General features: G+C 68.2%; 10 protein-coding genes. 8 read left to right on the forward strand and 2 right to left on the reverse strand.

Features of this window, described 5'->3' with window-relative positions:
- Positions 1-169 precede the first annotated feature (169 nt).
- Positions 170-1,186, forward strand: a complete 1,017-nt coding sequence (locus LGN10_RS00970) for an alpha/beta fold hydrolase (RefSeq protein WP_413227130.1) — start codon at positions 170-172, stop codon at positions 1,184-1,186.
- A 38-nt stretch (positions 1,187-1,224) separates the two neighbouring features.
- On the opposite strand, the gene LGN10_RS00975 is transcribed toward LGN10_RS00970, so the two are convergent.
- Complete coding sequence (locus LGN10_RS00975; protein ID WP_226221250.1) at positions 1,225-3,546, reverse strand: TonB-dependent receptor; 2,322 nt, start codon at positions 3,544-3,546, stop codon at positions 1,225-1,227.
- 432 nt (positions 3,547-3,978) lie between these two features.
- On the opposite strand from LGN10_RS00975, the gene LGN10_RS00980 reads away from it, so the two are divergent.
- The 7 genes from LGN10_RS00980 to LGN10_RS01010 all read left to right on the forward strand — a co-directional run bounded on the left by LGN10_RS00980 (position 3,979) and on the right by LGN10_RS01010 (position 14,420).
- Positions 3,979-5,700 carry a methanol/ethanol family PQQ-dependent dehydrogenase gene (locus tag LGN10_RS00980; protein WP_059583265.1) on the forward strand — a complete coding sequence of 574 codons (1,722 nt, stop codon included), beginning with the start codon at positions 3,979-3,981 and terminating at the stop codon, positions 5,698-5,700.
- Between the two features lie 80 nt (positions 5,701-5,780).
- Positions 5,781-6,983, forward strand: a complete 1,203-nt coding sequence (locus LGN10_RS00985) for a c-type cytochrome (protein ID WP_059583266.1) — start codon at positions 5,781-5,783, stop codon at positions 6,981-6,983.
- A 98-nt stretch (positions 6,984-7,081) separates the two neighbouring features.
- On the forward strand, positions 7,082-7,396 hold the full coding sequence (locus LGN10_RS00990) for a high-potential iron-sulfur protein (RefSeq protein WP_059583268.1): 315 nt from the start codon (positions 7,082-7,084) through the stop codon (positions 7,394-7,396).
- Positions 7,380-9,260, forward strand: coding sequence for a sigma-70 family RNA polymerase sigma factor (locus tag LGN10_RS00995; RefSeq protein WP_226221252.1), 1,881 nt, complete (start codon positions 7,380-7,382; stop codon positions 9,258-9,260). Before LGN10_RS00990 ends, LGN10_RS00995 begins: the two co-directional genes overlap by 17 nt.
- A 250-nt stretch (positions 9,261-9,510) precedes the next feature.
- Complete coding sequence (gene acs, locus LGN10_RS01000) at positions 9,511-11,493, forward strand: acetate--CoA ligase (RefSeq protein WP_060968616.1); 1,983 nt, start codon at positions 9,511-9,513, stop codon at positions 11,491-11,493.
- Between the two features lie 212 nt (positions 11,494-11,705).
- Positions 11,706-12,776, forward strand: a complete 1,071-nt coding sequence (locus LGN10_RS01005) for a porin (protein ID WP_226221254.1) — start codon at positions 11,706-11,708, stop codon at positions 12,774-12,776.
- Between the two features lie 237 nt (positions 12,777-13,013).
- On the forward strand, positions 13,014-14,420 hold the full coding sequence (locus LGN10_RS01010) for a methyl-accepting chemotaxis protein (RefSeq protein ID WP_059575353.1): 1,407 nt from the start codon (positions 13,014-13,016) through the stop codon (positions 14,418-14,420).
- Positions 14,421-14,484: 64 nt separating this feature from the next.
- Here LGN10_RS01010 and LGN10_RS01015 read toward each other — a convergent pair whose 3' ends face one another.
- Positions 14,485-15,297 carry a hypothetical protein gene (locus tag LGN10_RS01015; protein WP_226221256.1) on the reverse strand — a complete coding sequence of 271 codons (813 nt, stop codon included), beginning with the start codon at positions 15,295-15,297 and terminating at the stop codon, positions 14,485-14,487.
- Between the last annotated feature and the right edge of the window lie 446 nt (positions 15,298-15,743).

Below are 15,743 nucleotides of genomic sequence, written 5' to 3' on the forward strand. Positions count from 1 at the left end.
CGTCGCGCGACGGCCTGTCTGCGTGATACCGCGATTTCCCGGCGCGTGACTACCCGTGCGAATCCGGATCCTCGCGGCTGGCGCGCTTCTCGCTTTGTCGCAGGGCGGGCCGGGCGACCGTCCGGCCGCCGACGATTACGCCCCCCGATTCCGCCCGAACCCTATCGACATGACGCGTCGCCCGATTCGATCCACGCCGCCGCCCGCCATGCGGGTCTTGCCCGACACGCCAGCGTCGCCGCCCACGCCCGTTCGCTGGCGCCTGCGCCGCGATGCGCAATCGATCGCCTTCACCGTGGCCGGCGCCGCGCGCGGCCATCCGGTCGTCGTGCTGCACGGCGGCCCCGGCAGCGGCAGCCAGGCCGGCATCCTGCGGCTGTTCGACCTCACCCGCGTGCGCGTCGTGCTCGTCGACCAGCGCGGCGCGGGCGCGTCGACACCGCGCGGCGGCACGCGTCACAACGACACCGCGCGGCTGATCGCGGATCTCGAGGCGGTGCGCGAACAGCTCGGCGTGACACGCTGGGGCGTCGTCGGCGGATCGTGGGGCGCCGCGCTCGCACTCGCGTATGCGGGCACGCATCCGGAACGGGTGACGGGCGTCGTGCTGCGCGGCCTGTTCCTGACGTCGCGCCGCGAAGTCCGCGGGCTCTTCATGACGTCCCGCACGCGTGCCCCGCGCGAATGGCGGCGCCTCAATGCAGCGGCCGGGGGGGGCCGGCCGGATCGCCTGCTGTCGCGCTGCGCGCAACGATTGCGCCACGGCGCGAGCGCGGCCCGGCAGCGCGCGGTGGCGCTCGCGTGGCACGCATACGAAAGCGCGATCCTCGCGTCGGCACGCGCGCGCCGCTCGCCCATGCGCGCGGTCCGTTCGAACGAGACCATCCGCCGGCTGATCGACAAATACCGGATCCAGGCGCACTACCTGCAACACGATTGCTGGCTCGGCGAGCGCCGCGTGCTCGCGCTCGCGCGACGGGCCGCACGGGCCCACGTGCCGCTGTTCGCCGCGCACGGGATACACGATCCCGTTTGCCCGGTCGGCAACGTCGAGCGCCTTGCGCGAGCCGTGCCCGAAGCGCGAATCGAATGCGTGAAGGCCGGGCATCTGGCAAGCGACCCGGCGCTGGCGCGCAGCATCGCACGCGCGGTGAACGCAATGTTCGCGACAGCGCCGTTCACGTGACGGCCCGCGCGCGTTGGTGTCACGACGCGGCGACACGCTCAATCCCACGCATAACGCGCGCCGACCCACGCGCCGCGCGGTGCGCCCGGCCCGACGAACGGTTCGTTCACCGGGTTGGCGCCGTCAAACGTGTGGTTCGGTCCGTTGAAGAAATTCTGGCCGAGTACGCCGAAGCTCGCGTAGCGCTTGTCGAGCAGGTTCGTCACGCTCGCGAATACCTCGAACCGTTTCGTGACCCGGTAACGCATGTCGAGATCGACGAGCACGTAGCCCGCGATCCTGCCGTTCACGTCGCCGTTGTTCTCGTCGCCGCGCGCGTACACGCCGCTGCGCCACGTGACGTTCGCGCCGATGTCCCATGCAGGCGTTGCCGCGTAGTCCAGCCGCAACTTCACCGTATGCGCGGGAATGCCGGGGATGCGGTCGCCCGGCTTGACCGTCACGTTGCCGTTCGCGTCGGCCGCCGAATTCGCCGGGCTGTGTTCGGTCCACGACGAACGGTAGGTCGCATCGACATGGCTGTACGACAGCCCGACACCGAGCGGGCCGAGCCGCGTGCGGCCGGCGAGCTCGATACCCTGCCGCCGCGTATCGCCGACGTTGCGGAAATAGCCCTGCGCGCTGGCCGGGCTGCTGATGAACTGTATGTCATCGGTCAATGTCGTGCGATAGGCCGCGGCGCTCCAGGTCGTCGCGGCGCCGATGCGGCCGCGCACGCCGGCCTCGAGCGTCCTCGAGATCACGGGTTTGAGCGCCGGGTCGGCGATGAAGTCGTTCGGCAGCGAACACGGCGCGGCCGGGTCCGCGCACGCGAGCTCGATCGCGGTCGGCGAACGCATGCCTTCGTTGTACGTCGCATACGCGGTAAAACCCGGAACCGGGTTCCAGTTGAGCCCGACCGCCGGGTTGAAGCGCGAGAACACGTGGTTGCCGTCGAGCAGCGGCTGCACGCCGCTCTCGTCGCCGATCTGCGCTTTCGACCAGTCGTAGCGGCCCGACAGCGTGAGCGTCCAGTGCGGCGTCAGCGACAGCGCGTCGCTCAGGTACACGCCGAAATTCGTGTTGCGCGTCTTGGCGCGGGTCTGCTGCACGAAATCGCCGATGCCGAGCGCCGCGCGCGCATCGGTGAAAGACGCGTCCTGCGACGACGCGACGTAGCTCGAGTTCGCGATATCGGCCGAGACGCCCGCGACGAGCCGGTTCGCCATCCCGCCGAGCTTGCCGAGCAGCGTCAGCTGCACGCTGCCGCCGTAGCTGTCGGTGACGATCGTCGATTGCGCGTTGCTGCCCTGCACCGTGTCGACCGTACCGTCCTCGTCCACCGATCCGTAATCCGTATTGTTGTTGCTGCTCGTGTTCGTGTTGCGCAGGTGTCGGTAGTACGCGTTGCCGCTCAATTCGACGTTTTCGCCGAAGAAGCGGTCGCCCGACAGCGTCAGGTAGCCGGCGCTGTTGCGGTTCCGGTCCGGATACGTATACGCCTGCTTGCGGTTGTCGAGGAACGAGCGCGGGATCGTCTGGGAGCCGGACAGCGTGTTGTCCGCGCCGCCCGCCGCGAGCGACAGCGTCGTGTCCGCATCGGTGTAGCGCAGCTTGCCGAACGCCTGCCGCACGCGGCTCGCGTTATGGTCGGCCCAGCCGCCGTCGTTCGCGACGTTCGCGGTCGCGTAGTAGTCGAGGTTCGGGCCGATCGTGCCGCCCTGCTCGACGCTGGTGCTCTTGCGGCCCCACGCACCGCCCGACACCTCCGCTTCGCCGCCCGGATTCGACCTGCCGTCCTTCGTCGTGATCGCGAGCGCACCGCCGAGCGTGTTGAGCCCGTACACCGGATTGGAGCCCGGAATCAATTGCACGCGGTCGATCGCCTGCATGGGCAGGATGTCCCAGTTCACGACGTCGCCGAACGGCTCGTTCACGCGCACGCCGTCGACGAACACCGACAGCCCCTGCGGCGTGCCGAGCAGCGGCGACGCGGTGAAGCCGCGATAGTTGACGTCCGTCTGATACGGGTTGCCCTGCGCATCCGAGATCGTCACGCTCGGCAGGTTCGCCGCGAAGAAATCGGCGAGCGTCGCGCGGTGCTGCGCGTCGAGTTCCGCCGCACGCACCGTCTGCACGTTCGCCGGCACCTTCGACAGCGGCGTGCCGATCCCGAGCAGCGGCGTGGTGCCGACGACGACCACCGCGGGCAGCACGACGTCCGGCTCGAGCGCGGCTCCGTCCGCCTGCGGCTGCGCGCACACGCTGCCGGCCGGCAAGCCGACCAGCGCGAGCGCGCCGAGGGCCGTGCCGACGCATCGCGCACACCGGCCGCGCCGCGTCGCGGCGTCGCGCGCGGCGGCCTTTGGTCTCCTGATCATCTACGTTGTCTCCGCATTCATGTTCCGCCGGCGCGTGCGAGGCATCGCGCGGCGACGGGTTGTCGCGAAGCCGGCGTGCGAGAACCGTGCCAGCGCCGCGAGCACGCGTGGCGCGCGCTGCGCCGCACATCGCGTCGGTATCCAATGTGGGCGACCGACTCGCCGCTGTTGCGCGGGCTGCGCCACCTGTCATGTTTGGCAACACTTCGCGCGCGACGGTGTACCTGAATGCAACACCTGCGTCGACGCGATGGCGCGAACCGCCCTTGCGTGCTTCCCCTGCGATACGCCGGTATGCCGCGTCATACCGGCATGCGACACCGATGGCATGCGACTTGCGTAACGGACAGTGCACTCGGCCCGGAAACCCCAACCGTGCCGGCGCGACGAATCGTTCGCGGCGGTGCGACCACAATGACTCAGGAGACAACCATGAAGAAACTCTCGGCTTCAGCGAGCCGGCTGGCGACGATCGGCATCGCGGCGGCGGCGGCCGTCGCGCTGAACCCCGGCCTCGTCGAAGCGGCCGCGGACTACCCGGCCGTGACCTACCAGCGCCTGACCGATGCGCACGGCGATCCGGGCTGGCTGACCTACTACCGCACCTACGACGGCCGCTCGCACTCGCCGCTCAAGCAGATCGACACGTCGAACGCGAAGGATCTCAAGCAGGTGTGGGCATACAAGTTCCCCGCCGACCTGAAGCAGGGCTTCGAGGCCACGCCGATCGTCAACGGCAACTATCTGTTCGTGACGACGCCGAAGGACAACGTCTACGCGTTCGATGCGAAGACCGGCAAGCAGCTGTGGAAATACGAGCCGAAGCTCGGCGCGGCCTCGTTCAAGACCGCGTGCTGCGACGTAGTGAACCGCGGCGTCGCGCTGTACGGCAAGAACGTCTATATCGCGATGCTGAACGGCGAAGTCGCGGCGCTCGACGCGCAGACCGGCAATCTCGTGTGGAAGAAGCAGATGTTCGAGCCGGGCCTCGGCTACGCGTTCTCGCTCGCGCCGCTCGCGATCGACGGTGCGATCGTCGTCGGCACGTCCGGCGGCGAATACGGCATTCGCGGCTACATCGCCGCGCTGAATCCGGAGGACGGCTCGCAGGTCTGGAAACGCTACACGATCCCCGCCGCCGGCGAAAAGGGCGCGGAAACCTGGCCCGACGGCATGCAAAGCCACGGCGGCGGCGCCGCGTGGCTCACCGGCACGTACGACGCCGCGTCCCGCACGCTGTACTGGGGCGTCGGCAACCCCGGCCCGTGGCTCGCCGCGCTGCGCCCCGGCGACAATCTGTATTCCGACTCGCTGCTGGCGCTCGATGCGAAGAGCGGCAACCTGAAGTGGCACTACCAGTACACGAACAACGACACGTGGGACTACGACGGCGTGAACGCGGCCGTCCTCGCGGACATCAAGTACAAGGGCAAGGACTACGACGCGATCATCCACGCGGACCGCAACGGCTTCTTCCATGCGATCGACCGCACGACCGGCAAGCTGATCTACGCGACGCCGTTCGTGAAAGCGCTGTCGGTCACCGGCTACACGGCCGACGGCAAGCCGATCCAGGACGCATCGAAGTTCCCGAAGGCCGGCACGACGATCGAGACGTGCCCGAGCTTCCTCGGCGGCAAGAACTGGTGGTCGATCTCGTACGACCAGGAACGCAACATCGCGGTCGTGCCCGCGCTGCATGCGTGCATGAGCCTGACCGGCAAGTCGGTCAGCTACATGGAAGGCCTGCCGTATCTCGGCGAAGGCTTCGAGATCAAGCCCGAACCGGGCAGCGAAGGCTACGGCGAACTGACGGCCATCGACGTGAACACCGGCAAGAAGCTGTGGAGCCACTGGTCGAAGAAGCCGTGGAACGGCGGCGTCGCGACCACGGCGAGCGGCCTCGCGTTCAGCGGCTCGCTCGACGGCCACCTGTACGCGTTCGACACGGCGACCGGCAAGGTGCTGTGGGAAAGCCCGCAACTGGCGAGCGGCATCATTTCCCAACCGTCGGTGTATGAAGTCGACGGCAAGGAATATGTCGCCGTGCTCGCCGGCTACGGCGGCGCGAACCCGATCTGGGGTGGCCCGATGGCCGACATCGCGAAGGACGTTCCGCGCGGCGGCACGCTGTACGTGTTCGCGCTGAACTGAACACGCGCCACGCCCGAGTCGCGCCCGCATGCGCCCGATGCGGGCGCGACGTCCCACCTGCTTCAACCGGACATACGATCATGAATACTCGCCTCACTTCCGTTACCGTCGCCAGTCTGCTCGCCGTGGGCGTGGCGCTGACACCGGCAGCCGCGTCGGCCGGCGTGCGCGTCTGCACGCTGCCCGGCAGCCCGACCACCGCGCTCGACCGCTCCGTTGCGCGCGAAGTATTCCGCGCCGCGGGCATCGCCGCGACCTTCAACAAACACGGCGTGGACGACAACGGCGACGACGACGGCATCTCCGCCAGCGAGCTGACGAAATCGCTCGAACGCGACTGCGACGTGATCGCCGGCTTCCCGCGTTCGGCGATCGCCGATGCGTCGGGATCCAGGATGACGTTCTCGCAGGGCTATCTGCGCTCCGGCTACGTCAGCGTGTCGCTGCGCGACGCGCCAGCGCCGACCGGCGCCAAGGAAACGATCGCGGCCACGTACGGCAGCCCGTCGCAACTGATCGCCGCGCAGCAGACGAACGCCCGCTTCGACCTCGAGAACACCAGCGAGAAAACGATCGGCGCGCTCGCCGCGGGCCGTGCGCAGCGCGCGATCGTCTGGTATCCGAGCGTCGTCGCGTACGAGCGAGCCCATCCGAAACAACGGTTCCAGGTCGCGGCGACGTCGTCGCCGTACTCCGACTGGCAACTGTCGTTCGCGTTCGGGCCGGGCAAGGACGCACTGCAAAAGCGCATCGACGCCACGCTGTCGCAGATGAGCGGCAACGGTCGTCTCGCGTCGCTCACGCGCGGCTGGACGCTGCCCGACGACATCGCGCAAGCCGCCACACGCGTGCCCGGCCGGTTTCTCGACGGCGCGATCGCGTCCGCACAGCGGCCGGCAAGGAGCGGCTTCATCAAGGTGTCGACGAGCGAAGGCGGCGGCGTCCCGTCGTTCGATCAGGCACAGGTGCAGCACGGCAAGAAGCTCTACGGCGACGCGTGCGCGAAATGCCACGGCGATCAGCTCGAGGGCAATACCGCGCCCGCGCTGAGCGGAGAATCGTTCGCGCCCGAGGGCAAGTCGCATATCACGGTCGGCGGCATCTTCCTGTACATGTCGAGCAACATGCCCGCCGATCGCCCCGGCAAGATGACCGCACAGGAGTACGAGGACCTGATGGCGTTCCTGCTTTACTCGAACGGCTACGACGCGTCGAAGAGCAAGCTGACCGCCGAGATCGCCAACGCATCGAAGGCGCCGCTCATCGCCGGGCCGCGCAAGTAATCCGCCCGCCCACCTTCGTTTCGATCGACCACCGCGCCGGGCAGTTTGTCCGGCGCGCGAGCCGGACTTTTTCTTTTCATTTCATTCAGGACCCCATCATGATCTCCCGTCATCGCAGAACCTTCTTCGTTCAGGCCGCCGGCCTGTGCGCCGCGCTCGCGGCCGGCCCCCGTGCATTCGCGGCCGCCCCGCCCGTCGACGAAAACGATGCGACGGCGAAGACGCTCGGCTACCGCGCCAAGGCGGCCGCCGTCGACGCAGGCAAGTTCCCGAAGTATCAGGCTGGCCAGACGTGTTCGAACTGCCGCTTCTACAAGGCTGCCGCGGGCGAATCCTTCGGTACGTGCCCGATGTTCGCGGGCAAGACGGTTGCCGCCGAAGGCTGGTGCAACGTCTATGCAAAGCTCGCCTGACGCCGGGCCCGCTCGCGAGCGCGACGGCGTGTCGCGTCGCGGCGCGGCCCCCGATCGCGCCGCGCATCTGCATGCGCTGATCGCGCTGGGCTTCGATCGCGGCTACGTGACGCACGGTGAAATCGCCGACGCGCTGCCCGACGATGCGGCCGACGGCGCGGATTTCGACGCAGCAGCGTCGATGCTGCGCGAGTTCGGCATCGACGTACGCGAGCATGCCGGCGCGCGCACCGCGTGGACGCTCGACGGCCATTTTTCGCAGGTGACGGAAGTCGCGTCGACGCTGGCCGACGCGTCGACGCCGCTCGCGGCCGACGACCTGCTCGCGGGCCGGACCAACGACCCGGTCCGGCTCTATCTGCGGGAAATGAGCGCGACGCCGTTGCTCGAACGCGACGAGGAAATCGCGCTCGCGCTTCGTCTGGAAAGCGGCCGCGCCGCATGCGTCGACGCATTGAGCCGCGATCCGGCGGCACTCGCCGTCGTCGCGGCGATCGCGGACGACGTCCGCGCCGGCAAGGTGGCGGCATCGGCTTACGTGACGGGGTTCGCCGGTGAAGCCGAGCCGCCCGCGAATGCGGCGACGATGTCGTCCGACGAGCCGATCATGGCACCGCCCGCGCCCGACGACGACGCCGGTCTTTCCCTCGACAGCCCGGCGTGGCGCGATACGGTCGTCGGGGCGCTCGAGCGTGCCGGTGCGTTGGCATCGGCGATGCAGCACGCATTGCGAGCGGACGGTTTCGAGTCGGCGACTTACCGCGCGCTGCTGCGCGACACTGGCGCGTTGACCGGCAGCATCCGCTTCACCTCGCGCGCGATCGAACGCATCGGACAGACGAACCGCGAGCGCGCGACGCAAGCGCGCACATTCGAAAAACGGCTCGTCGACACGCTGGCCGCCGCGGGCATACGCGTCGATTCCACGCGCCACGATCTATTCACGCGGTGCGACGACGTACGCGCGTGGCTACACGCATACAGCGCCGCGCACCCCGATTGCGCGACCGCCCTCGCCCGCCACGCGCCGGCGTTGATCGACGCGCGCACCGCGCTCGCGCGCCTGGCCGCCGAGTCTCCGCTGCCGCTCGACATCGCGATTGCGCTCGATGCGCGGCTCTCGCGTATCGAGCGTGCGATGCAACCCGCGAGAACGAAGCTGTTCCAGAGCAATCTACGGCTCGTCGTGTCGGTCGCCAAGCGCTATGCCGATCGCGGCCTGCCGTTCCCCGATCTGATCCAGGAAGGCAATATCGGCCTGATGAAGGCCGTCGATCGCTACGACCACCGGCGCGGCTTCAAATTCTCGACGTATGCGACATGGTGGATCCGGCAGGCGATCACGCATGCGCTCGCCGATCTGGGGCGCACGATACGCGTACCCGCGCATACGGTCGATACGCTCAACAAGTTGTCGCGGCTCGCGCGAATCCACCGGCAACGGACTGGCGACGTCGCCGACGCGCGGGTGCTCTCCACGCAGATGCGGCTGCCGGTCGACAAGGTGCGCGAGCTGATGAGCATCGTGCGCGAGCCGATCTCCGCCGATTTGCCGGTTTCGCCCGATCACGATCTGACGCTGTGCGACGTCACGATCGACCCCGACGCGCCGACGCCCGAAGAAGCGGCGAGCGCCGGTCAGTTGCGCACGGCGGTCGCCGAACTGATCGACCGCCTCCCCGCACGCGAAGCGTGGATTCTCCGCCTGAGGTACGGCATCGATGTCGACAACGAGTATTCGCTGCGCGAGATCGGCCGGCAACTGAACCTGTCGGCCGAGCGCGTCCGCCAGCTCGAGGTAGCGGCGCTCGAACGCATCCGGCAATTCCGGCACGCGCCGGCGCTGCGTTCACTGCTCGCCTGACACGGCCATGCCGGGGCGACCGCCTGCCGGCTCGCCCATCCACTGCTCAGGACTGCAACACGACCTGCTGCATTTTTGAACGCCGCGCCGCCTCGCGCCGTCATTCGCAACACCGCAGGGCCGATCGGATCGGGTGCCACCCGCCCGACTGCCGCGGTTTTCGCCGCAGTCGCGCCCCGGTCGCGCAACTGGCATGCATGTTGCGTTTTCACGAGCGCAGCAGGAATCACACGAACGCATGGAGACACGCTTGTCCAAGATCGAATCGGTTCTTCACGAAACCCGTCAGTTCGCGCCGCCCGCGGCGCTCGAGAAGACGGCGACCATTTCCGGCATGCCGGCCTATCGCGCGCTCGTCGCCGAGGCCGAGCAGGATTACGAAGGCTTCTGGGCGCGGCTCGCGCGCGAAGGCCTCACGTGGCACAAGCCGTTCACCAAGGTGCTCGACGAGCGTAACGCACCGTTCTACACATGGTTCGACGACGGCGAGCTCAACGCGTCGTACAACTGCCTCGACCGTCACGTCGAAGCCGGCCACGGCGAGCGCGTCGCGGTGATCTTCGAGGCCGACGACGGCACCGTCACCCGCGTCACCTATGCGGACCTCCTCGCACGCGTGTCGCGCTTCGCCAATGCGCTGAAGAAACGCGGGATCGGCAAGGGCGATCGCGTCGTCATCTATATCCCGATGTCGATCGAAGGCATCGTCGCGATGCAGGCCTGCGCGCGCATCGGCGCGACGCACTCGGTCGTGTTCGGCGGCTTCTCCGCGAAATCGCTCAACGAGCGGCTCGTCGACGTCGGCGCCGTGGCGCTCATCACCGCCGACGAACAGGCGCGCGGCGGCAAGACGCTGCCGCTCAAGAGCATCGCCGACGAGGCGATCGCGCTGGGCGGCTGCGAAGCGGTCAAGAGCGTGATCGTCTATCGTCGCACCGGCGGCAAGATCGACTGGCACGCGGGCCGCGACCTGTGGATGCACGAGCTGACCGACGGCGAATCCGACCGCTGCGAGCCGACCTGGGTCGGCGCCGAGCATCCGCTGTTCATCCTGTATACGTCGGGCTCGACCGGCAAGCCGAAGGGCGTGCAGCACAGCACGGGCGGCTACCTGCTGTGGGCCGCGCAGACGATGAAGTGGACCTTCGACTGGAAACCCGACGACGTGTTCTGGTGCACGGCCGACATCGGCTGGGTCACGGGCCATACGTACATCACATACGGGCCGCTCGCGTGCGGCGGCACGCAGGTCGTATTCGAGGGCGTGCCGACGTATCCGGACGCCGGGCGCTTCTGGAAGATGATCGGCGACCACAAGGTGACCGTGTTCTACACCGCGCCGACCGCGATCCGTTCGCTGATCAAGGCGGCCGAAGCCGACGACAAGGTTCATCCGAAGAGCTATGACCTGTCGAGCCTGCGCATCATCGGCACGGTTGGCGAGCCGATCAATCCGGAAGCGTGGATGTGGTACCACAAGCACGTCGGCCACGAGCGCTGCCCGATCGTCGATACGTGGTGGCAGACCGAAACCGGCGGCCACATGATCACGCCGCTGCCGGGCGCGACGCCGACCGTGCCGGGTTCGTGCACGCTGCCGTTGCCGGGCATCATGGCCGCGGTGGTCGACGAGACGGGCCAGGACGTGCCGAACGGGCAAGGCGGGATTCTGGTCGTCAAGCGCCCGTGGCCCGCGATGATCCGCACGATCTGGGGCGATCCGGAGCGCTTCAAGAAGAGTTACTACCCGGAAGAACTCGGCGGCACGCTCTATCTGGCTGGCGACGGCACCGTGCGCGACAAGGAGACCGGCTACTTCACGATCATGGGCCGGATCGACGACGTGCTCAACGTGTCGGGCCACCGGCTGGGCACGATGGAGATCGAATCGGCGCTGGTGTCGCATGAGCTGGTTGCCGAGGCGGCGGTGGTCGGCCGCCCGGACGACACGACGGGCGAGGCGGTCGTGGCATTCGTGGTGCTGAAGCGTTCGCGCCCGGAAGGCGACGAAGCGGCGGCGCTCGCGAAGGCGCTGCGCGACTGGGTCGGCAAGCAGATCGGGCCGATCGCGAAGCCGAAGGACATCCGCTTCGGCGACAACCTGCCGAAGACGCGCTCGGGCAAGATCATGCGGCGCCTCTTGCGCTCGCTCGCGAAGGGCGAGGCGATCACGCAGGATACGTCCACGCTCGAGAATCCGGCCATCCTCGAGCAGTTGAACCGCTCGATGTGACATCGCCCGCCACGGCGGGCGTATCGCTTCAACGCGGCGCCGCGGCACGGCCGCGATCCCGTTTCCCACGCCGGGCTCGCGGCCGCCTTCGCGCCGGCGACAGGCATCGCCGTGCGTTCCCCGACGGTACGGCATGCAGGCGGCTCGCATCGCTTTCGCCGCCTTTTCAATTAGTTGTACGTATTACAACACTCACAAAACGGAGACAGACGATGAAGAGCAAGACATGGACGATTTGCGCGGCGCTGTTCGGTGCGGCCACCAGCACGAGCAGTTTCGCGCAGAGCAGCGTCACGCTGTACGGCGACCTCGACGCCGCGTTGCTCTATACGAGTCGATCGCTCGATTCGGCAACCGCCGGCAACGCCGGACGTCAATTCGCGCTGACCGACACGGGCATGACGCCGACCAACTTCGGCATCACGGGTACCGAGGATCTCGGCGGCGGGCTGCACGCGAAATTCAAGCTGGAGAGCGGCTTCAACATCACGGACGGCGCGTTCGGCCATTCGAACGGCAACTTCTTCGGCCGCCAGGCGTGGGTCGGGATCGACGGCGGCTTCGGCGAAACGAAGGTCGGCCTGCAGTTCTCGCCATTCGTGCTCGCGATACTCGGATCGGATCCGCGCAACGTCTCGCACTTCGGCGCCGCGCTGGTGCCGTACGTCGACAACGTACTCGTCACGGGCCTCTTCAACCCGAACGCGATTTCGTACACGAGCCCGACGATCGCCGGGCTGACGGCCAGCGCGATGTTCGGCTTCGGCGGCAAGGCCGGCGACTTCCAGGCGGGACGCCAGTATTCCGGCAGCCTTACCTATACGAACGGCGGCTTCATGCTCAACGCGGCGCTCTACGACGGCAACGGCGGCACGTCCCCGACGCCGGTGCCGAGCACGGTCGCGTTCGTCGGCCGCACGATCGGCGCCGCCTACACGTTCGGGCCGGTGACCGGCAAGGCGTCGTTCACGAGCTACAAGGTCGCCGGCTCGTTCAGCAACAACGTGTACAGCGCCGGCCTCGACTATCGCGTCACGCCGGCGCTCGACCTGAACACCGGCGCGTGGTACACGACCGACCGCAACGATTCGCACAATCATTCGCTGCTTGCCGCGATCGGCGCCGACTACAGCCTGTCGAAGCGCACGGGCCTGTATGCGCAGGTCGGCGTCGTCAACAACCACGGCGCGATGAACACGGGCCTCGGCATCACGGGCGGCGCGTTGTACGGGTTGCCGGGCACGACGGTCGGCGTCAACGCCGGCATCCACCACGTGTTCTGACGCAACGCGTGTACACGGGCGGCCGCCGCGCGCCGCCCGTTCGGCGCCGGATCTCGGCGCGGCCGCGACGGCAACGCGGCGCAAACGCGTCCTGGACGGCGCCCGCCCGGCCGTCCCGCATGCCGATCTCGATGTTTACCCGGCCTCAAGTCCGCGGCCGTGCTGCCGTCAAGTCAGGAACGCACGCCCAATATCCGCCGGGAGCCCGGCGCGCATGCCTCAAGGAGACCCACCAACGTGAACTTCTTCGGAATCGGCCGCGGCCGCCGTTCGTCGCGCGCGCTCGTCGGCGACATCGCCGAGCAGGCAGGCCGGCTCGGCATCGAGATCTGCGACGTATCGGGCCACGTCGAGGAAGTCGCGGCCCGCGTCGCCCGGCAGGCGGAGGTCTGCCACACGCTGCGCGAATCGGCCGCCCTCACGCTGCGCGGCAACCACCGGATCGCCGAGGCCGCGCAGCAGGTGCGCGACGTCAGCGCCAACGCATCGAACGCGGTCCGGCAGTCGCAGCAGACGATCGAGGCGTCGCTCGCCGACATTCACGGCCTCGTCGAGGGCGTCACCACGATCAGCGACCAGATGGGCGCGCTGCGCGACGCGCTCGATCACGTGCGGGCCGTCTCCGAGGAGATCTCGGTGATCGCCCGACAGACTCACCTGCTCGCGCTGAACGCCGCGATCGAGGCCGCGCGCGCCGGCGAATCCGGCCGCAGCTTCGCGGTCGTCGCGGCCGAGGTCAAGAACCTGTCCGCGAAGACCGGGCAGGCCACGGCCCAGATCGAGACGACGCTCGCGCGGCTCGCCGAGCAGACCGAGCACCTGCTCGCGGAAGGCACCGACAACGCCGCCCGCGCGCACCGCGTGCGCGAGGGCACCCGCACGATCGGCGAGGTCGTGCACGCAACCGGGCACGCGATCACCGAGCTCGCGGGCGAGGCCGAACAGATCGCATCGCTGACGGACGAGATCGAGGCACAGTGCCACCGTCTCGACGAGCAGGTGGGCGAGATGGCGTCCGGCGTCGAGAACTCGGCCGACAATTTCTCGCAGGCCAAGGACCGGCTCGGCAACCTGCTCTCCGTTTCCGAAACGCTGATCGAGCTCACGGCCGCGACCGGCATCGAATCGCCCGACACGCGCCTGATCGACACCGCGCGGAGCACGGCCGCCGCGATCAGCAAGCTATTCGAGGACGCGGTCGGCCGCGGCGATATCGCGCTCGACGCGCTCTTCGACACGCACTACGAACCGATTCCGGGCACCGACCCGCAGCAGTTCATGACGCGCTTCACGGCGTTCACCGATCGCGTGCTGCCGGCCATCCAGGAACCGGTGCTCGATCTCGACGAACGGATCGTCTACTGCGCGAGTTTCGACCGGCAGTGCTACCTTCCGACCCACAACCGGAAGTTTTCGCTGCCGCAGCGCGCGGACGCCGCCTGGAACGCGGCGAACTCACGGAATCGCCGGATCTACACGGACCGGACGGCGCGCATGTCCGTGTCGCACGACAAGCCGTTCCTGTTGCAGACCTATCGGCGCGACATGGGCAACGGCCAGTTCGCGCTGATGAAGGACGTGTCCGCGCCGATCGTCGTCGGCGGACGGCCATGGGGCGTCCTGCGGATCGGCTACAGCGTCTGAACCGGCGCGGGCCGGCCGACGCGCTGCGCGACGAGTAGCCGCGAGCGGCTCGATTGGCGCGGCGTTACGCGATCTCGTGGAAACCGACGCTGTTGCCGCCGTCCGGCGCGTAGGCGGCGAGCACGTCGAAGCCGACGTTGACGAGTTCCGCGCGCATCCCGTAGGACTTCTTGCCGGATGAGTCGACGAAGATCGCCGCGCCCGACGACAACTGGCGCGCGGTATTCAGCAGCGCGAGCGTGCCGCGCGCGGTGCCGGCCGACGGCTCGATCCGCAGCGTCGTGCCGTCCTGCGTGGTGAAGTGCCCGCCCGGCGGCACGGGCGGCGGATTGTCCGCGACCGACCGGTTGAGCAGGCTCATGAAATGAAAGCGCGCATCGGCGCCCTGACTGGCCGCCGCGCGCTCGCTGTCCGCGAACGTGTCGCCGCGCACGGCCACGCCTTGCGCGGCGATATCGACCGCCTGCTCGTGAAAATCGCGCGTCGCGAGCACGAGGCCGGCGTTCGCGTTCAGCGTCGATTCGACCCACGCGCGATCGCTGTCGGTCAGCGTCTTCGATACGACCTTGATCCGGCCGTCGTCGGTCACGAAGTCGAATGGCGCGTCGGCCAGATCGGGGCGCTTCGCGACGATGTCCTGCAGGCTCGTCGCGAGCGCGTCGGCGACGCCGCGCAGCTTCATCGTCAGGTCGCCCACCATCGACAACTGTTTCGCCAGCGCCGCCTGCATCGCCTGCGGATCGACTGCCCGAACGCCGATCGGCTCGTCTGGCGACGCGCCGGACGCGGTCGTGTCCGATGCCTGGCGCCCGTCGAGCACCGCCTGCGCCATTTGCGCGAGCGACAGGTCGCCCGCCGCCGTGACTGGAATCGTCATTGCCCTCTCTCTCGTTTTCAGCCTGTTTTTTGCTGTTTACGGACGGATTCCATGGAAGTTGAGGTCGCCGGCCACACGCATACAGAAACTTTGTTTGACTTAAGCTAAAAAAGTTTGACACGCGCATTTCACTGAGATAACTTTTGCGCAAGCTTCCGGAAAGCAATCCCGGCCAACAGCGTGCCGGCTCGCGTCGCGCTTTCCTGCCGTTGCAGCACCGCCGTTCGCAACATTTCCGCCTCTTCGCATCGTGCCGTTCCGTTTCATCCGAAACCTGAAGGGAGCTCGGGCATGCTTCTGTTTGATTCGCACTCCTGCTTTCGTATCGAACCGCCGCACTGACGCATTCCGCTCGGGGCGATGCGCTCGCCTCGACGCCGGCCGGATGCGCGCCGCCTGACGCACGCCGGCATCGGGCGAGATCCCCTTCCGTCTCGCCCGCCGTT

It is taken from the genome of Burkholderia sp. AU32262 (assembly GCF_020419985.1).
Taxonomy (GTDB): Bacteria; Pseudomonadota; Gammaproteobacteria; order Burkholderiales; family Burkholderiaceae; genus Burkholderia; species Burkholderia semiarida.